The organism is Flexibacter flexilis DSM 6793, from assembly GCF_900112255.1.
Lineage (GTDB): Bacteria > Bacteroidota > Bacteroidia > Cytophagales > Flexibacteraceae > Flexibacter > Flexibacter flexilis.
Genome location: NZ_FOLE01000012.1, coordinates 1 through 19,876, shown reverse-complemented (window position 1 = coordinate 19,876; position 19,876 = coordinate 1). Strand labels below are relative to the sequence as shown.

Annotated in this window: 13 protein-coding genes; 12 read left to right on the top strand and 1 reads right to left on the bottom strand. The window is 41.2% G+C overall.

What is annotated here, in order from left to right:
- Nucleotide 1: 1 nt before the first annotated feature.
- The 3 genes from glmM (at nt 2) to BM090_RS16260 (ending at nt 4,553) form a co-directional block, all read left to right on the top strand.
- A complete protein-coding gene (glmM, locus tag BM090_RS16270) occupies nt 2-1,390 on the top strand; it encodes a phosphoglucosamine mutase (protein WP_091515995.1) in 1,389 nt (462 codons plus the stop codon).
- Nucleotides 1,391-1,706: 316 nt separating this feature from the next.
- On the top strand, nt 1,707-2,678 hold the full coding sequence (gene pfkA, locus BM090_RS16265) for a 6-phosphofructokinase (protein ID WP_091515992.1): 972 nt from the start codon (nt 1,707-1,709) through the stop codon (nt 2,676-2,678).
- A 129-nt stretch (nt 2,679-2,807) separates the two neighbouring features.
- The gene (locus BM090_RS16260; protein WP_091515988.1) at nt 2,808-4,553 is read left to right on the top strand and encodes a hypothetical protein; all 1,746 of its coding nucleotides are present in this window, start codon (nt 2,808-2,810) and stop codon (nt 4,551-4,553) included.
- 40 nt (nt 4,554-4,593) lie between these two features.
- Here the strand turns inward: BM090_RS16260 and BM090_RS16255 are convergent, their stop codons facing one another.
- Entirely contained in the window at nt 4,594-5,601 is a 1,008-nt protein-coding gene (locus BM090_RS16255) for a patatin-like phospholipase family protein (protein ID WP_091515985.1), read from the bottom strand.
- 275 nt (nt 5,602-5,876) lie between these two features.
- Here BM090_RS16255 and rpmB point away from each other — a divergent pair, with 275 nt between their 5' ends.
- The 9 genes from rpmB to BM090_RS16210 all read left to right on the top strand — a co-directional run.
- Nucleotides 5,877-6,116, top strand: a complete 240-nt coding sequence (gene rpmB, locus BM090_RS16250) for a 50S ribosomal protein L28 (RefSeq protein ID WP_091515981.1) — start codon at nt 5,877-5,879, stop codon at nt 6,114-6,116.
- 109 nt (nt 6,117-6,225) lie between these two features.
- Nucleotides 6,226-7,257, top strand: a complete 1,032-nt coding sequence (aroB, locus tag BM090_RS16245) for a 3-dehydroquinate synthase (protein WP_091515977.1) — start codon at nt 6,226-6,228, stop codon at nt 7,255-7,257.
- A gap of 284 nt (nt 7,258-7,541) precedes the next feature.
- A complete protein-coding gene (gene cphA, locus BM090_RS16240; protein WP_091515974.1) occupies nt 7,542-10,190 on the top strand; it encodes a cyanophycin synthetase in 2,649 nt (882 codons plus the stop codon).
- A 172-nt stretch (nt 10,191-10,362) separates the two neighbouring features.
- Nucleotides 10,363-10,923 (top strand): TerD family protein, encoded by a 561-nt coding sequence (locus tag BM090_RS16235; protein WP_091516161.1) that lies wholly within the window; start codon nt 10,363-10,365, stop codon nt 10,921-10,923.
- A 21-nt stretch (nt 10,924-10,944) separates the two neighbouring features.
- On the top strand, nt 10,945-11,505 hold the full coding sequence (locus BM090_RS16230) for a TerD family protein (protein ID WP_091515969.1): 561 nt from the start codon (nt 10,945-10,947) through the stop codon (nt 11,503-11,505).
- 77 nt (nt 11,506-11,582) lie between these two features.
- Nucleotides 11,583-12,143 (top strand): TerD family protein, encoded by a 561-nt coding sequence (locus BM090_RS16225; protein ID WP_091515965.1) that lies wholly within the window; start codon nt 11,583-11,585, stop codon nt 12,141-12,143.
- Between the two features lie 172 nt (nt 12,144-12,315).
- Nucleotides 12,316-12,951: a TerD family protein gene (locus tag BM090_RS16220; protein ID WP_091515962.1), complete on the top strand. Its 636-nt coding sequence runs from the start codon at nt 12,316-12,318 to the stop codon at nt 12,949-12,951.
- Between the two features lie 137 nt (nt 12,952-13,088).
- Nucleotides 13,089-13,511, top strand: a complete 423-nt coding sequence (locus tag BM090_RS16215; RefSeq protein ID WP_091515959.1) for a hypothetical protein — start codon at nt 13,089-13,091, stop codon at nt 13,509-13,511.
- 495 nt (nt 13,512-14,006) lie between these two features.
- Nucleotides 14,007-19,876: beta strand repeat-containing protein (locus tag BM090_RS16210; protein ID WP_177199981.1), on the top strand; the 5,870-nt coding region annotated here is incomplete at its 3' end.

Below are 19,876 nucleotides of genomic sequence, written 5' to 3'. Positions count from 1 at the left end.
AGTGTCATTAATCAAATCAATATCAGGAATAAGAGGCACTATTGGCGGGAAAACGGGCGACGCGCTTACTCCCTTAGACATCGTGAAATTCACGGCGGCCTTTGGTACTTGGATTCTTAAAACCACTGGAAATAATAAAGTTGTGATAGGCCGTGATGCGCGTCCTTCGGGCGAAATGGTCAATAGAATTGTGGTGGGTACGTTGCAAGGCTTGGGAATTAATGTATTGGATTTGGGGCTTTCTACTACGCCAACCGTAGAAATGGCCGTTCCTGCCGAAAACGCAGGCGGTGGCATTATCCTGACGGCGAGCCACAATCCAATCCAATGGAATGCGCTTAAACTTTTGAATCATAAAGGAGAATTTATTTCGGCAGCAGACGGGCAAGAAGTGTTGGATATTGCTGCCAATGAAGCATTTGATTTTGCAGAAGTTAAAAAATTAGGAGTTTATAGTACAGACGATACTTATATTCAGAAACACATTGACGCGATTTTGGCCTTGCCTTTGGTAAACAAAGACTTGATTGCTTCGCGCAATTTCAGTGTTATTTTGGATTGCGTTAATTCTACGGGCGGTATTGCTGTGCCAATGCTTTTGGAGGCGTTGGGCGTAAAGCAAATCACCAAACATTTTTGCGAGCCTACGGGCTGGTTTCCGCACAATCCTGAGCCGTTGCCTGAGAACTTGCGCCATATTTCTGGCGAAATGCAAAAAGGCAAATTTGATTTGGGTATCGTGGTGGATCCAGACGTGGACAGACTCGTATTTGTTTGCGAAGATGGCAGCATGTTCGGCGAAGAATACACGTTGGTTGCTGTTGCGGATTATATCCTGAAAAACAAAAAAGGCAATACGGTTTCAAACCTTTCTTCTACACGTGCCTTGCGCGATGTAACCGAAAAAGCTGGCGGAAAATATGCTGCGGCGGCTGTCGGTGAAGTAAATGTAGTGGAAATGATGAAAGCTACTGACGCAGTGATTGGTGGCGAAGGCAATGGCGGCATTATTTATCCAGAATTGCACTATGGCCGCGACGCGTTGGTTGGTATTGCTTTGTTCCTCACGCACTTAGCGCAATATGGCAAGTCGGTTTCGATGTTGAGAGCCTCTTATCCGAACTATTTTATTTCCAAAAATAAAATAGAACTTACGCCAGAGATAGATGTAGATAAAGTGTTGGTGGATATTCAGAAACGCTATGAAAAACAGCCAATTAACACGATTGATGGCGTGAAAATTGAGTTTGATAAGCAATGGGTACATTTGCGCAAATCCAATACCGAACCGATTATTCGCATTTATTCAGAATCTGAAACAATGGTTACAGCCGAATTTTTGGCTAATAAAATCATAACAGACATTAAAGAAATTATATCAAATAAATAAGTTTGATATAAAAATAAGGCAAACGTTTGTTTGAAAAAACAGACGAAATACTTACGAACTTTGCACAAAAGAAGTTGCTCAGCCGAGTAGCTTCTTTTTGTTTTTGTCTCTCAATTGTGTTACTTTGCAAGAGTGCTGTATTTCTTTAAGAAAAAAACAGCCATTTGGGTTTTGGCAAATAGCACAAAACCAAGTACAATTTTTAGCATCGAAAATTTAACATAACCTTAATAACGTTTTGTACGTGTTTGTATAATTTGCCTGCCAATCAGTCTGTTATACATTCGGATAAATTTTTAGAAAACAGTAAATCATTATGAAACGAATTGCAGTATTTACTTCGGGTGGCGACGCGCCAGGCATGAACGCTTGTGTTAGAGCAGTAGTGCGCGCGGCGGTGTATTATGGAATAGAAGTATATGGTATCCGCAGAGGATACAACGGGATGATAAAAGGCGACATTGTGAAGCTCGAATCGCATTCGGTGAGCAATATCGTACAGAAAGGCGGTACGCTTCTGAAGTCGGCTCGTAGCGACGAGTTCCGCACGGCAGAAGGACGCAAAAAGGCTTTTGATCAATTGCAAAATCTTGGTATTGAAGGGCTTATCGCCATTGGTGGTAACGGTACGTTTACGGGTGCAGAGATTTTCTTTAACGAATACGGCATCCCGACAGTAGGCGCACCTGGTACTATCGACAACGATTTGTACGGCACAGACAATACTATCGGTTTTGATACGGCAGTGAATACGGCACTTGATGCTATCGACAAAATCCGTGATACGGCAGACTCTCACGACCGCATTTTCTTTATCGAGGTGATGGGGCGCGATTCTGGTTATATCGCTATCCAATCGGGTTTGGGCGGTGGCGCAGAACTCGTGATGGTGCCAGAAACGGACACGGCTATCGAAGAGGTAATCGAAACGCTAAAATCGGGCTGGACTCGCTCTAAGTCTTCGTCTATCATTGTGGTAGCGGAAGGCGACGAAGAAGGCGGCGCAAATGAGGTTTCTATCAAAGTAAAAGAGCATATTCCTTACGGCGACATCAAAGTAACATTGCTTGGCCACGTGCAACGTGGTGGTTCGCCAACGGCACAAGACCGTATTTTGGCAAGCCGCTTGGGTGTGGCTGCCGTAGAAGGTTTGATGGCTGGCCGCAAAAATGTGATGGCTGGTGTAATCAACAACGAAGTGGTTTTCACGCCATTCCACGACACGATTACCAAACGCAAACCGATTCACCCAGACCTTATTCGTTTGGTGAATATTTTGAGCGTGTAGTCATTAAAATATTACAAAAAAAGTTCCATTTTGGGCATATTGGCTTGAAATGGAACTTTTTTTTGTAATCAATGAGATTTTCTTGCTTTTTTTAATAACTTTGCTTTTGGTATAAAAATAATATTATTTATGATAACTTTGCTAAAGACCTACTTAGAACGCTTTTATAAATTAGCTGGCAGTACAATGAAGTACGCATTTTTAGTTAATTTTCTACTTTTTGGGTTAGTACTATTACTTGTTACGCCTACTTATGAAACGAATGATGATGTAGGAATGATTATTATAGAGTCAGGCAATAGTAATATGCTCGAACCCTCCGAATATGTTTTATTTAGTAATATTCTTTTAGGTAAAATTTTAAAAAACCTTAACATAATAAACAACCAAATCCCTTGGCATACAATTTATATTATATTAGCTCTTTTTGCTTCGTATTCTATTTTATTTTATACCCTTATCAAAAGGTTGGGTTATAAATATGCAACACTTTTTTATGTAATTATATTTTTTACTTATGGAGTGAATAGTTTGATTGCGTTGCAGTTTACAAAAACAGCATCAATTCTTGCTATTTCTGCATATATGTTATTGTTTTATGATTATAAAAGCGACAACCAGAATGAGAATATAGTCGTTCGTTATTTAGTAGCTGTATTATTATTTGTTTTCTCTTCTCTCATAAGATTTGACTCATTTTTTCTTATTTCTCTTATTTTTTCTCCCGTATTTTTCTATATATTTTTCCTTAATAAAGTTTATTTGCTAAAAAGATTTGGTATTTTAGTTGTTTCTTTTTTCTTAATAATTGCAGGTTTTTTATATAATAATGCGGCATATAAAAAGTGGGGTAATTTTATGGAATATAATGTATATAGAGCAACTATCGTAGATTATGATGCATTTGAGAAACTAACTGACAAGGAAAATAAAGAGTTACTACAAAAAGTTCAGTGGAGTGAGAATGATAAAAAAAGTATATGCTCATGGTTTTTTGCTGATTCCAATGTATATAGCCTTGAAAAGCTGAAAATAATTCATGAATATACCAATGATAAGATAACAGATAAGACACATTTATTGCATTTAACAGTGGATCTTTTGAAGTCAAAAGACCTAAAAAAATTTGCAAGTAAAATGTTCGTGCTAACTTTGTTTTTATTTTTTATAGCATTGATAAATGGAAAAAAGAAAGAGTTTATCATATCGGTAACGATACTTTTTATTGTAGCACTTTTGTTTATTGCTATTTCTATATTTTATAAAGTACCACCAAATAGAGTATTAGAAGGGATGTTGTGGGCTATAGTAGTATTTTCTTTTTTGTTGATTGATAAAATAGTATTATTTGGAAAAAAAAATTACTATTATTTTTTAATTTTTTTAATTTTTGCCCTAAATAATATTCGTATTATAAAAGCTGATAACAACTTAAGACATAATTCTGGGGAGTATAAGAACTATGTCAATTGGTTGATTTCTAACGAAGAAAAATATACTTATTTCTCTTTTAAAGGAGCTAGTTGCAATGAGCATATTCCTGCTTATTCAAATGTTTATCAACTGCATAAAACAAAAATTGTATCACTGGGAACTTTGCAAAATTCCCCTGCCATGATGAGTACATTAAATAAAATAGGAATTAAAGATGGTTTACTGCTTAAGCATTTAGATAATCCCAATTTTGTTTTTTTATATAAGGATAAGAGAGTTAAATCCTCAGTACTTGAGCACCCTGATTTAGATAACATTTTAATGTTTATGAAAGAACACTATGGAATTACGGGCCATTTTAAAGAAATAGCATCGTTTCCCATAAATAAAATGTTAGTTCATGCTGTTCAATTTGAAAGAGATATGGCACCTGCACATTAAAAAAAAGAGAGAGTCATTTTGTATTTGACTCTCTCTTTTTTTATAAAAACGTCTCAACAAGATTGCAACTTGATTCTTTCCCGATTTTGTCTTTGTGTTCTTTGAGCCAATTTGTTGCGTATTTGCGCCCAAGCTCAAACAGATACATCAGAAATTCCCAGTCAGCATTCAGCTTGCTAGATACGTTAAGCGGTGCTATATCTTCTTGTGGGTTAATGGTATGTATGCGTAACGTATGTAGTTTTCCATCCAAATCAAAGCCGCGTTCGAGCAGTTTTTGTACAAAATTTACGCGGCGCATCTCAAGCATCAGGCTTGAGTTAAATGTGATTTCGTTGATGCGGTCGCGGATTTCAATAGCGGTGGTTGGTGTTTGTTTGATTTCGATGGGATTGATCTGAATAATCATAATGTCGCTGCTAGTAGAGCCATCTATGAGCGGGAAAATAGGCGGATTCCCCATGTAACCGCCGTCCCAATAGTCTTCGCCGTCGATGGTTACGGCCTTGAACAAAAAAGGCAGGCAAGCCGAAGCCATCACCGCATCAATGCTTATTTCTTCCAACGGAAATACTTTGGTACGGCAGCGGCGTACGTTGGTTGCGCACAAGAAAAGCTTGTTTTGGTGGCAATGGCGTAAACGTTCAAAATCTATAATTCCTAATACAATTTCTCTTAGGGGATTGTAGTCCATTGGGTTAAATTGATAAGGAGAGAAATTTTGTACCACAAATTCACTCATCAGAAAGCCCAACGAATAATCCATGTTTCCACTTCCAAGCCAACGATCTAGCATACTAGGTTGGAGCGGGGAAAGTTTGGCTGCCATAGAAACTTTACTCCAAAAATCACACAAAAGCTCTTTGGCTTTTTGCCGCCCACCCACGTTGAGTCCGTAGGCCAACACGGTGGCATTCATTGCGCCTGCACTCGTGCCGCACATATCCTCAATTTCGATGTCGGGCTCATCAAGCAGCCTATCAATTACGCCCCACGTAAATGCGCCGTGCGAGCCGCCGCCTTGCAATGCCAAGTTGAGTTTTTTCATGTTTTCAGGGATAATGTTTGTAATAAAAGCATCAGTAAATATACTTTTTTATTTTCCTTAAATACAATAAAAATTATATTTTTTGAGAAAAAACCTATTTGATGGTTTGGGCTTGTCCAATGCTTTTGTTAGCTATAATATGTTATTTTTCAGGTATTTATACTTGTATTTTTGCGTTTTTTCGGAAAGTTGCGTGTTAAATTTGTTTTTTCGGTTTGGATATAAACTAATTTTTGCGATATTTGCACTCCGTTTCACAAAATCAGTTTACTAAAATGGCGAAAGTTTGTCAGATCACAGGTAAAAGAACCATAGTGGGTAATCATGTTTCTCACGCTAACAATAAAACTAAGCGTAAATTCTTCCCTAACTTGCACGTAAAAAAATTCTACTTGCCTGAGGAAGATGCATGGATTACATTAAAAGTTTCTTCTGCTGCTATCAGAACAATCAACAAGAATGGTATTTACTCAGTGTTGAAAAAAGCAGTAGAGCAAGGACACTTATTGTTCTAAGAACAATTCGAGTAATTGTGATTTTTAGTTGTTTTGTTTAAAAGTGCGATGTTTTGCGAGCGTCGTACTTTTTTTTTGCCTAATTTGAACATTCATTAACCCCAAAACTATGCTTCATTTTTATTCTGCGCCTGATGCGGCTTTGGCCGAATATTTAGCACAAGTTCCTTATTCACAGTTGTTTGTATTGTTGGATAAAAACACCAAAAAGCATTGTTATCCGTTAGTAAAACCGCATTTGCCCAAACATACGCTGTTGGAAATTCCAGCAGGCGAGCTACACAAAAACCTTGAAACTTGCCAGCAGATTTGGCACAAATTGGGTGCGGTAGCTGCCGACCGTCATGCGCTTTTGCTCAATGTGGGCGGCGGTGTGATAGGGGATATGGGCGGATTTTGTGCGGCTCTTTACAAACGCGGTATTCGTTTCGTGCAACTGCCCACTACGCTACTGGCGCAAGCTGATGCGGCCACAGGCGGCAAAACTGGTGTTGATTTTGAGGGTTTTAAAAATCAAATTGGCGTGTTTGCAGAGCCGCTTTCGGTTTGGATTTTCTCGGATTTTCTCAAAACATTGCCAGAACGCGAACTTCGTTCGGGCTTTGCGGAAGTAATAAAACATTGCCTTATTGCCGATGCGACGCGTTGGGATAAGTTGCGCCGCTACGATTTGCACGAGCAGCCATTTTTGGAACTTGTACAACATTCGGTAGCCATCAAACAGCAAGTAGTAGCGCAAGACCCAACCGAAAAAGGTTTGCGCAAGATTTTGAATTTTGGACATACGATTGGCCACGCCGTCGAGAGTCATTTCCTGACCAAGCCCGCCAAAGAACAATTGTTGCACGGTGAGGCCATCGCCGTCGGGATGATTTGCGAAAGCTTTATTTCTCAGCAAAAAGGTTTTATTTCAGAGAAAGAACTCGCTCAAATTGAGGAGTTTATCTATGTTTACTTTGGAAAAATAACGCTTTCGGAGGAAGATTTAACAGCCATTGTGCCACTGGTGAGCCAAGACAAAAAGAATAAGCAAGGCAAAATTATGTGCTCGTTGCTGCAAAAAATAGGCGAAGCCAACTACGACCAAGCCATTACGACCAAAGACATTAAAGAAGCGTTGAATTTTTATAGAGAAGGATAAAAGCAGTTTTAGCTTAAAAGTAAATTTCTTGAAAATGCCTTCAAAAAAGAGGGGTGTTGCTGTGAAAAATTGTTTTTTCTGGCAATACCCCTTTTGTATTTAGGTCTGTTTCTTGGATTTGTGAAAATATTTTTATCAAAAAGTTGTAAATTTTATTCCGTAAAAGTGGATTTATTCAAAATAATGTATTAGTTTAATGCCAAGATACATTTTATTAGTGTTGTCTGTTTTATTTAAAACTAAATAATCATCGCTTATAGGGAATTTTACTAACCGCTTTTCGTATGAAAATACTGGATATTCGGGCTATGCGCGGCCCCAACTATTGGTCTGTTCGCAGACACAAGCTCATCGTAATGAAGCTCGACCTCGAAGAACTCGAAGAACGCCCCACCAATCACATAGAAGGTTTTAGAGAAAAGTTGGAGCAATTGCTCCCGACGCTGTACGAACATCGTTGTTCGGAAGGCTGCTCAGGCGGTTTCTTTAAACGTGTGGAAGAAGGTACTTGGATGGGACACGTAATAGAACATATTGCCCTCGAAATACAGACGCTTGCAGGCATGGACGTAGGTTTTGGCCGCACGCGTAGTACTGGGCAATACGGCGTTTATCATGTGGTGTTTGCGTACATGGAAGAAAAAGCGGGTGTGTATGCCGCGCGTGCGTCGGTGCGTATTGCGGAGGCTTTGGTAAAAAGCGAACCGTATTTGGATTTGGAAAAAGACCTTCAAACCATGCGCGAAATACGCGAAGATGAGCGTTTGGGGCCAAGTACGGGTTCTATCGTGGACGAAGCCGTTGCCAGAGATATTCCGTTTTTGCGCCTAAACCGCCATTCGTTGGTACAGTTGGGCTATGGCATTCGCCAACAACGCATACAGGCCACTGTTACAGGCCAAACGAGCAATATCGCCGTAGAAATTGCCTGCGATAAGGAAGAAACCAAAAACCTGTTGGAAGCGGCTTCTATTCCTGTGGCTTCGGGTGATATTGTGTATGATATAGACGATTTACATTCGGTCGTGAATCGCGTAGGATTTCCGTTGGTGGCCAAGCCCGTAAACGGTAATCACGGACGCGGCGCAACCATTAATATAAAAACGTGGGAAGAAGCCGAAAAAGCCCTTGAGGTGGCGCAGCGCATTTCTTCGGGGGTTATTTTTGAAAGATTCATTACTGGCCACGATTACAGGCTTTTGGTCATTGACCACAAATTTACGGCAGCCGCCAAACGCACGCCTGCCGCGGTGGTGGGCGATGGCAAATCTACGGTTCAGCAATTGGTAGATGTGGTAAACTCCGACCCGCGCAGAGGTTACGGGCACGAAAAAGTGCTGACAGCCATTAAGATAGACCAAAGTTCTTTGGATATTTTGAAAGAAAAAGGCCTGACGTTGGATTCTGTGCTACCAGAAGGCGAAGAGCTTTACTTGAAAGCAACGGCCAATTTGAGTACGGGCGGCACGTCCACTGACGTAACCGATTTGGTACACCCGTACAATGTGTTTATGGCCGAACGCATTTCGCGTATTATTGGCTTGGATATTTGCGGTATAGACGTAATGACGCACGACATTAGCATTCCGCTCAACGAAAGTGGCGGTGCAGTGTTGGAAGTAAACGCAGCCCCAGGTTTTAGGATGCACATTGCCCCAACCAGCGGACTGCCGCGCAACGTGGCCGAACCTGTGTTGGATATGCTTTATCCGCCTGGCAGCAACGCACGCATTCCGATTATCGCCGTGTCGGGGACAAACGGAAAAACGACGACTACGCGCCTGATTGCGCATATCGTCAAAACGACGGGTATTAAGGTGGGTTTCACTACTACCGACGGCATTTATATCCATAACCAAATGGTAGAAAAAGGCGATTGCACGGGACCTGTGAGTGCCGCTTTTGTCTTGAAAGACCCAACTGTTGAGTTTGCGGTGTTGGAATGCGCCAGAGGTGGCATTATTCGGGCTGGTTTGGGTTTTGATAAATCAGATATTGGCATCGTGACCAACGTAGCCGCCGACCACTTAGGCCTGCACGACATCAATACGGTGGAGGAGATGGCCAGAGTAAAAGGCGTGGTAGTGGAAAGCGTGAAAAAAGACGGCTATGCGATTTTGAACGCTGATGATGATTTGGTGTACAATATGGGCAAGTCGGTTTCGTCTAAAATCGCGCTATTTAGCATGGACGAAACGAACCCGCGCATTATCGAGCATTGCCAAGCGGGAGGCTACGCCGCCATTGCCGAAAACGGTTATATCACGGTTTGTAAAGGCACTTGGAAAATTCGTATTGCCAAAATCGTGAATATCCCATTGACATTTGCGGGTAAGGCTATCTTCATGATTCAGAATATTTTACCTGCGGTATTGGCTGGATTTTTGAGCAATTTCAAAACGGAAGATATTCGTGTGGCTTTGGAAACGTTTATCCCGTCGCCGACTCAAACGCCAGGCCGTATGAATATGTTTAAGTTCAACAGGCTTACGGTAATGATAGATTATGCGCACAATCCTGCGGGCTTGCAGGCGTTGGGGCGTTTCTTGGAAAGGATAGAAGATGCGCCAAAAATCGGTATTCTGACGGGTGTCGGAGACCGCCGCAACGAGGATATAATGGAGTTGGGCGTGTTGGCTGGCGAAATTTTTGACGAGGTAATCATTAGGCAAGATAAAAACTTGCGTGGCCGCCAAGACAACGAAATCGTGGAGCTTTTGGAAGCTGGTATCCGCCAAAGTCGTCCGTCTATGAAAATTACGAATATTCCAGACGAAGTGGCTGCCGTAGAATTTGCGGTAACTACTGCCCCGACAGGCGCGTTTATCGTGGTGTGTTCGGACGCTATCTCCGAAGTAGTAGAAGCAGTGTTGCGTTTGCGCGAGCAAGAAGCCGTAGTACAGATTACGCAGGCAGATATTCCAAATCGTTAGGATAATAATACTATAACAATTCCTTCATCAAAGCAGCAGGCCGTTTATAATGTGCCTGCTGCTTTTTTATATAATTTGTTGGAAAGCCAAAACCAGACATTTATCTTTCGCCGAAGTTTTTAATCACAAGAACTTCTTTTATTTATTTTTAAAAATAATTAAAAATATAGAAATGGGTATATCTCTGCAAAAAGGTTCTTCTCTGAACCTTACCAAAAAGCAACCATCGCTCAAAAAAGTAATGATTGGGCTGGGTTGGGAATTGAAAGCGGGTGCGGCCTTAGACCTTGACGCGTCGGTGTTTATGGTGGCGGCCAATGGCAAATTGGTTTCGGACGAATATTTGATTTTTTATAATAACCTCAAATCGCCAGACGGCGCGGTACAGCACACAGGCGACAACCGCAGCGGCGTAGGAGATGGCGACGACGAAATGATTTTGGTGAATTTACCGTTGGTAAATGCTGCCGTGAAAGAAATGTTGGTGGTGGTAACTATACACGAAGCTGCCGCACGCCGCCATAATTTCGGGCTGCTCACTGATGCGTATATTCGTATTCTGGACGTGGAAACACAAACCGAAATTGTACGCTATGACCTTGATGCAGAATTTGGACAAAGCACTGATGTAGAGTTCGGTAAGCTTTCCAATGTGAATGGCGAATGGCATTTTACGGCGGTGGGCGTAGGCAATACCAAAGGCTTGGAAGGTTATGTGAATGCTTATTTATAAACACAAAAAAACAGAACGACAATGGCTATACAATTGCAAAAAGGTTCTTCGTTGAACCTGACAAAAAAAGAACCAGCACTCAAAAAAATTATGATTGGTTTGGGTTGGGAACTCAAGCAAGGCGCACAACTTGACCTTGACGCGTCGGTGTTTATGGTGGGCGCGAATGGCAAATTGCCTTCAGACGAATATTTGATTTTTTATAATAACCTCAAATCGCCAGACGGCTCTGTACAGCACACAGGCGACAATCGCACGGGTTTGGGCGACGAGGACGACGAAATGATTTTGGTGAATTTGCCGCTGGTGAGTCAGAATGTTACGGAAATTTTGGTAGTGGCTACGATTCATGATGCAGTGGCACGCCGCCATAACTTTGGGTTGCTGACTGATGCGTACATTCGCATCGTGGACGTGGAAACCAAACGCGAAATTTTGCGTTACGACCTTGATGCCGAATTTGGAACTAATACAGACGTAGAGTTTGGTAAATTGCACAAACAAAATGGCGAATGGTATTTTACGGCATTGGGTGTAGGCAATAACAAAGGTTTGGAAGGCTACGTGAATATTTATGTCTAAATCTGCCTTAGGCGTGGCATTACTCGTGTTTTACTTAACTATATTAGTTTATAATTTTAAACGAATTAAATACAATAATGGCAATATCACTTCAAAAAGGTTCTTCTTTTAACCTTACCAAAAAAGAACCTGCGCTTAAAAAAATCATGATTGGTTTGGGTTGGGAAATGACTCAAGGTCAGAAACTTGATTTAGATGCTTCTGTTTTTATGCTTGCCTCTAATGGCAAACTGGTAGGAGAGGAGTATTTTGTGTTTTTTAATAATCTCAAGTCGGGCGATGGCTCAGTGCAGCACACAGGCGACAACCGCACGGGTGCAGGCGACGAGGATGACGAAATGATTTTGGTGAATTTGCCGATAGTCAATAGTGCCGTGAAAGATATATTGGTAACTGTTTCGATACACGAGGCTGCGGCGCGTCGTCATAGTTTTGGTCTTTTGCAAAATGCTTATATCCGTATCGTAGATGTGGAAACTAAGCGCGAAGTTTTGCGTTACGACCTCGATGCCGAGTTTGGTAACAATACAGACGTTGAGTTTGGGAAATTGCACAATGAAAATGGCGAATGGCATTTTACGGCGGTCGGCGTGGGTAGTAATAAAGGTTTGGAAGGTTATGTAAACGCATTTGCTTAGGCGTAAATATTGTTTTTCCAAAGAAAAACCTACATTTGTACTATGGTACGTTAAGTCTGTGTATCAGCTAATTTTTTCATAGTCAGTTGATATTTTGTAACTTGCAGCCACAGGGACTTAACCTATTTTTAAAGGTTTTATGGCTTAGGTTTTTAAATAAAAAACGCGATTTATGTCTATCTCACTCAATAAAAAAACAGGAATAAACCTGACTAAGGGTAAAAGCATCTCATTAGAAAAAGCGGGTCGCCATTTGCATCAAGTGTGCGTTGGGCTTAACTGGGGTGTAATTGAAAGTAAGGCCTTTTTTGGTTTGTTAAAAAGCAAAGATGCTGTTGATTTGGACGGTAGTGTTTCGGCTTTTGATAAAGACGGACAGTTGCTTTATACGGTTTATTATCACAAAACGATTTCAAAAGACCGTGCCGTGCGCCACAGTGGCGACGATTTGACGGGTGATGCGTCGGGCGATGATGGCCGCGACAATGAAATTATTCAAATTGATTTGCCGAAGGTGATGCCTGAAGTGCAAACTATTGTTTTTTTCCTAAATTCTTACAAAGGCCAAGATTTTGCCAGTATTCCATATTCAAAAATCCGCATTTTTGAAGGAAACAATACAGAGGTGAGAGATGTTTTGGCTACTTTTAATTTGTCTGCCGAACAAGCATTTGCGGGTTGTGTGGCCATGATTATGGGTAAATTGGTACGTCGCGGAAATGGTTGGGATTTTATAGCCATTGGCGAAGGTGCTAATACTCAGCGTATTGATGATACAATTACGCTTATTCAAGAAAAATATTTATAAGGTTTATTCATTCACAAGGTATTGCTGATGGCCTCTGCCTTGTGAATGTTTACATGAAGGCAGATGAGAGGCTACGCAACGTTTATTTATTGGGAAGATGTGCCAATGGCATAGACTAAAAATTAAATAGAAGAACGATGGCTAACAAAAATAACACCAGAATACCCAACAATAGTGAGTTGTCGGAGCAGTTTGTTTCTGCTTCTGGCAATAATTTTGCTGGCTTTGTTACCAGCATGAACGTGAATAATATTGTTCAAGACGATCAAACACTTGAAGTGGGCGGCATCACGGCATTTGCGGACGAGGAAACGGACGCTTGGCTGTCAGAGGATGTGATTGCCAATCAGATTAAGTTGCTTGCCTATAAGCGTGGCCAAAGTTGCGAACAGATATTAGAAACGGTTACTAAAAAATTAGTGGAAAGCGAGGGCGGAATAGCGCAACCAACACAACCACCTGTGGCCATGTTTGATTATGGGGTTTGGTGGCAACAGTGGTCTAAGTACTGGCTTGATGTAACCAATAGTTTTTTTCAACCGTCACAAGATAGGAAGTAATTTGTTGATTGCTAGTGTTTTATGTGTTTGTTGCGTAAAAAAAATGGCAGTATGTTGTGATTGTTTGTTGAAAATTGATAGTTTTGTTATGATTTATCTATTAAGGAACCTGCGTACTCGCTATATTATTTAGGTTGATTTGAAGACAAGTACACTGACTTATTATGGAGCGAAATTCGCTTGGGATGTCATTTGTGTTTTATTGATAAAATTATAAAAAATATTAGAAGTATTGATTAGAATATTTACCATACCACTCCGAATGATATAAATAGTTACAACATCGTTGTTAGTTGTTTTGCTAATTCCAATCAAAAACAAATGAACCGACAGAACCGTTGTTATTTGAGTCGAAAGAGGCCTCCTTGCGATGACAAGGGAGGCTATACTTGTTTATGGTCAAGTCGGTTTATACATCGTAGTGCTTATAGTCAGATGACACACAAAAACACAAATTCGCTGGTATTCAATTATTCCCCTATACTCTTAAGTGCCATGAAAAAGATATTTACTTTATTTCTACCAATAGTTTTCTTTGGGCTTTTATCCTTGTGGGGAAATACTGCGCAGGCACAGACGGCAACTGTAACAAATGTTTCATGTTATAATGCTTGTGATGGTTCTATTACTATTACAGATATTCCTAATTTTACTGGAAACTATAATGATTATATCTTTTATTGGGAAGATTTGGGTTTTAGTGCCGATACTGGATTATATCACAGAGAAAACCTATGTGCTGCTGCTAATTATAATATATTTATAGTCCTAGTTAATGATATATTTACTTCGTATTCACTGTCTGTTGAAATAACAGAAAACCCTCAAATCACTTTAACGTCAACTGTTACTTCCAGTGTATGTTCTAATGCTGAGCCCTTCCAAATCAAAACATCTACAAATGCAGATGCTTTGCCTGGTACATTTACTTGGACGTATTTAGACGCGTCTAATAACTTACAAACTTTGGTAAAATCTAATACAAATGTCGGTATTGATTATGTTAACCCAAGTCAACTTGCAGTAGGTAATGTGCTATTTACTTGTGTTTTTGTAGATATAAAAGGTTGTTCTGATACCACTACTTTTAATGTTAATATAAAACCATCATCTCCTGTTGATTTTACTTACTCTCCTACGTCTGTCTGTATTAATGAATACACTACTGTGGCTGCATCTGTAGCATTTTCTCCTTTTTTTACCTATAAGTGGGAACTTGCAGGTTTAGGAGAATTTTTGGGTGGCGGTACAACTAAGTTCGGGTACGGCCCTCACAAAGTAAGATGGTTTTCAAGTAATGCTGGTAATGGTATTGTACTTACAGTATCAAATCCTTCTGTTTGCGGAGGTAAAGCAACTAAAAATATTACAGTTTTTAATAATCCAACAGCCTCAATCACTGGCTTATCTTCTTCGTATTGTAATAATATTTCGGCGGCCACTATTACAGGTGGTTCTACTTCAGGTACCTTTAAGTTAGATGAGGCAGTTGTAGGCACTTCCACTACTAATTATATACTGAACCCGTCGGCTCTTTCGCTGGGTTCGCATACGATTAAGTTTATAGCGATTAACGCTGCGGGTTGTAAAGACTCTATTTCTCAGAGCTTTAATGTACTTGAGACCCCTGTGGCTTCTATTTCGGGTATAAATAGTTCGTACTGTATTAATGACCCTGCAGTAACAGCGGTGGGCAGCGGTACGCCAGCAGGAGGTACGGGAACTTTCCTTACTCAAACGGGTCTTACGGCTGGTGGCGTTTTCACACCGTCGGTGGCAGGTGTTGGTATATATACTATTCAGTATGTATATACTTCAGCGAATGGTTGTAAAGATACCGCCAACTTTGATGTTACGGTTACACCGATTCCTGATGTAGCGGCAAGTCCGTCACCTGCAAGCGTTTGTAGTGGCAGCACTACGAATATTGCCCTTACCAGTACAACGCCTTCTGCTACTTTTGCTTGGACAGCAAGTTTGCTAAGCGGAACAGTAACTGGCTTCGCTGATGGTAGTGGCAGTACGATTGCACAGGCACTCAGTGGTGTAGGCGTGGTTCGCTATACCGTAAATTCAAGTGCAAATGGTTGTACAGGAAGTGCAATTTTTGTAGATATAACGGTAAAACCATTACCAACAGCAACCCTTTCGGGTGTTGGCACTATTTGTAGTGGAGCAAGTAGCAGCATTAGTATAGCCTTGACGGGCAGTGCCCCATGGGTTTTGGTGTATAATGACGGTACAGGAAATGTAACAGTCAATAATATCTTAACTTCGCCACATACAATCAGTGTAAGTCCTAGTGCGACAACGACTTATAGTTTGGTGAGTGTAAGTGATGCGAATTGTACTGGCACTGTATCAGGTAGTGCAACAGTAACAGTAAATCCGTTGCCAAATGTAATAGCTACCCCACCAAGTGATGCAATCTGTAGTGGGACAAGTACGAACATAGCATTGACGAGTGGTGTAGCGGGTGCTACGTTTAGCTGGACGGCATCAGGCATAAGTGGCAGTGTATCAGGTTTTTCAGCAGGCAGTGGCAGCACTATAGCTCAGACACTTACGGGCATTGGAGTAGTTCGTTATACAATTACGGCCACTGCAAATGGTTGTAGTGGAAGTACTATAACAGTAGATGTAACAGTGAAACAAGCTCCAACTGCGAGTTTGTCGGGTACAGGTAATATATGTGCTGGTGGCAGTGCGAGTTTAAGTGTGGTGTTGACGGGAACAGCCCCATGGAGTTTGGTGTATAATGACGGCACAGGAAATGTAACCGTAAATAATATATTGGTATCGCCACATACAATTAGTGTAAGTCCAAGTACAACGACGACATACAATTTGGTGAGTGTGAGTGATGCGAACTGTACAGGCACTGTTTCAGGTAGTGCGACAGTAACAGTAAAACCATTGCCAGTAATAACAGCGACACCATCTAGTGAGACATTGTGTAGTGGAGGAGCAACTAATATAGCCTTGACGAGTACAGTACCCACTACGACTATGAGCTGGACAGCCAGTTTGGTAAGTGGAACAGTGAGTGGTTTTTCAGCAGGTAGTGGTAGTACCATTGCCCAAATACTAACAGGCTCAGGTGTAGTACGTTATACTATAAATTCTAGTGCAAATGGTTGTAGTGGAAATACTATAACAGTAGATGTAACGGTAAAACCACTACCAACGGCGAGTTTGTCGGGTACAGGTAATATATGTTCTGGTGGCAGTGCGAATTTGAGTGTGGTGTTGACGGGCAGTGCGCCATGGATTTTGGTGTATAATGACGGCACAAGCAATATTACGGTAAATAATATTTTAGTATCACCGCATACAATTAGTGTAAGTCCAAGTACAACGACGACATATAATTTGGTAAGTGTGAGTGATGCGAACTGTACAGGCACTGTTTCAGGTAGTGCGACGGTAACAGTAAAACCATTGCCAACTGCGAGTTTGTCGGGCACAGGTAATTTCTGTTCTGGTGGCAGTGCGAATTTGAGTGTGGTATTCACAGGTAGTGCACCATGGAGTTTGGTGTATAATGACGGTACAGGAAATGTAACCGTAAACAATATCTTAACTTCGCCACATACAATCAGTGTAAGTCCAAGTACAACGACGACTTATAGTTTGGTGAGTGTGAGTGATGCGAACTGTACAGGCACTGTTTCAGGTAGTGCGACGGTAACAGTAAAACCATTGCCAACGGCGAGTTTGTCAGGCACAGGCAATTTCTGTTCTGGTGGCAGTGCGAATTTGAGTGTGGTGTTGACAGGTAGTGCACCATGGAGTTTGGTGTATAATGACGGCACAAGCAATATTACGGTAAATAATATTTTAGTATCACCGCATACAATCAGTGTAAGTCCAAGTACAACGACGACATACAATTTGGTGAGTGTGAGTGATGCGAACTGTACTGGCACTGTTTCAGGTAGTGCGACGGTAACGGTAAAACCATTGCCAACGGCGAGTTTGTCGGGCACAGGTAATTTCTGTTCTGGTGGTAGTGCGAATTTGAGTGTGGTATTAACAGGTAGTGCACCATGGAATTTGGTGTATAATGACGGTACAGGAAATGTAACCGTAAACAATATCTTAACTTCGCCACATACAATCAGTGTAAGTCCAAGTTCAACAACGACTTATAGTTTGGTGAGTGTAAGTGATGCGAACTGTACAGGCACTGTTTCAGGTAGTGCGACGGTAACGGTAAAACCATTGCCAACTGCGAGTTTGTCAGGCACAGGTAATTTTTGTTCTGGTGGCAGTGCGAGTTTAAGTGTGGTGTTGACGGGCAGTGCGCCATGGAATTTGGTGTATAATGACGGTACAGGAAATGTAACCGTAAACAATATCTTAACTTCGCCACATACAATCAGTGTAAGTCCGAGTGCGACAACGACTTATAGTTTGGTAAGTGTGAGTGATGCGAATTGTACGGGCACTGTTTCTGGTAGTGCGACGGTAACAGTAACGCCAATCCCTGATGTTACAGCAACGCCAACTGCTGAAATGATTTGTTCTACGGCTTCTACTAATATTAGTTTAAGTAGTTCGAGTGGGGCAGCGGTATTTAACTGGACAGCAAGTTTAGTGAGTGGTACTGTAACTGGTTTCTCGGCAGGTAGTGGTAGCTCTATTGCTCAAGCACTAACGGGAACAGGTGTTGTTCGTTATACAATTACTTCTTCTGCTAATGGCTGTTCTAGCACCCCACTTACAGTTGATGTAACGGTTACTTCTATTATAACTGCTTCTGTTTCATTGTCTCGTACACCAAGCGGTTCTATATGTATAGGAAATAATGTAGTGATTACTGCAACGCCTACTAACGGTGGTGCAACGCCTACTTATGATTGGTTTGTGAATGGTTCTTCTACCCCAGTTCAAAGTGGTACAAGTAATGTGCTCAATGTAACAGGATTAACAGCTAATACAACGGTTGATGTCGTGATGACACCAAGTGGTATTGGCTGTTTGGCTAGCCCTACTGCTACAGCTTCTATTTCAATACCTGTAGTTCCTGGCCTTTTGGTATCAAGTGTTGTAACACCCGCTTCTGCTTGCGGTGCTTCTGATGGTTCTATTGTAGTAACGATTACTAATGGAACTACTCCTTCATTCTCTTGGAGTGATGGAAGTACTGTTGTAGCGACAACAAAAGATTTGGTGAATTTCCCTGCAGGAACTTATATTTTAACGGTAACAGATGCCTCATGTTCGGCTTCTTATACTGCTACAATTACTGCACCATTGCCAGCAGGAACAACAGTTACTCCTGTAGTAACACGTACATCTTCTTGCGGTAGTGCAGATGGTGCTATTGCTCTTACTGTATCAGGATTTTCTACCGCGCCAACTTTTGCGTGGTATGCACTTCCTGCAAGAACATTTATTGCTAATACTCAAAACCTCGCAGCCTTAGCCGCAGGACAATATAGAGTAGTGGTGGCTGTAAATAATTCATGTATGGACTCTATTACAGTAACAGTAACTAGTCCAATCGCAGGTTTGGTAGCAACATCTACTCCTACAACTGTTTGCGGTAGTACAGATGGTTCTGCTTCTGTTACTGCAACTGGTTTGAGTGCGGCTACTACTTATTTGTGGCAAAAAATATCTGCTCCAATCAATAATAATGTTTCTACGGCTGCATCAACAGGCAATATTTTGGCTGCTGGTAATTATCGTGTCATTGTAACAGATGGTTTCTGTACAGATACAGCCTTTACCACAGTATTTAGTCCTGCTCCATTTGCTGTGGCTGTTAGTTCTACGAATGAAAGTGCTTGTAATGCTGCTGATGGTTCAATTACATTGACTGTAACGGGAGCTACTGGCTCATTAACGTATGTTTGGAAGAAAAATGGTATAGTTCAATCGGCTTTAACATCATCTTCGGCAACGAATTTATCAGCAGGTATTTATAGAATAATCATTGCACAAGGATTCTGCGTAGATTCTGTTCAAAGAATTATCACAAGTCCAGCCCCATTTAGCTTGGCTGCAACAGTAACTGATGTTACGCTTTGCGGTGCTTCTGATGGTTCAATTACATTGACAACTACAGGTACATTTACGGCTCCACTTACTTATACTTGGACGTCGTTAGGTGGTTATGTGGGTAGCAATAGCCCAAGTCAAACAAACTTACCAGTAGATGTTTACACTATTCTTGTACAAGATGGGGCGGGTTGTTCGGCTGTTATTACAAGAGCTGTAAATAGCCCAGCACCTTATACTTTGTCATCAAGTGTAGTAAACCCGAGTGTATGTAGTGGCGCAGACGGCAGCATCAATTTGAGTATATCTCCAAGTGGAACTTATGATTATACTTGGTTTGATAATATAGGTAATCT

What these genes read in the sequence shown, in the direction of transcription:
- pfkA (WP_091515992.1), top strand. Translation starts at nt 1,707, where the DNA reads ATGAAACGAATTGCAGTATTTACTTCGGGTGGCGACGCGCCAGGCATG.
- BM090_RS16260 (WP_091515988.1), top strand. Translation starts at nt 2,808, where the DNA reads ATGATAACTTTGCTAAAGACCTACTTAGAACGCTTTTATAAATTAGCT.
- BM090_RS16255 (WP_091515985.1), bottom strand. Translation starts at nt 5,601, where the DNA reads ATGAAAAAACTCAACTTGGCATTGCAAGGCGGCGGCTCGCACGGCGCA.
- rpmB (WP_091515981.1), top strand. Translation starts at nt 5,877, where the DNA reads ATGGCGAAAGTTTGTCAGATCACAGGTAAAAGAACCATAGTGGGTAAT.
- aroB (WP_091515977.1), top strand. Translation starts at nt 6,226, where the DNA reads ATGCTTCATTTTTATTCTGCGCCTGATGCGGCTTTGGCCGAATATTTA.
- cphA (WP_091515974.1), top strand. Translation starts at nt 7,542, where the DNA reads ATGAAAATACTGGATATTCGGGCTATGCGCGGCCCCAACTATTGGTCT.
- BM090_RS16235 (WP_091516161.1), top strand. Translation starts at nt 10,363, where the DNA reads ATGGGTATATCTCTGCAAAAAGGTTCTTCTCTGAACCTTACCAAAAAG.
- BM090_RS16230 (WP_091515969.1), top strand. Translation starts at nt 10,945, where the DNA reads ATGGCTATACAATTGCAAAAAGGTTCTTCGTTGAACCTGACAAAAAAA.
- BM090_RS16225 (WP_091515965.1), top strand. Translation starts at nt 11,583, where the DNA reads ATGGCAATATCACTTCAAAAAGGTTCTTCTTTTAACCTTACCAAAAAA.
- BM090_RS16220 (WP_091515962.1), top strand. Translation starts at nt 12,316, where the DNA reads ATGTCTATCTCACTCAATAAAAAAACAGGAATAAACCTGACTAAGGGT.
- BM090_RS16215 (WP_091515959.1), top strand. Translation starts at nt 13,089, where the DNA reads ATGGCTAACAAAAATAACACCAGAATACCCAACAATAGTGAGTTGTCG.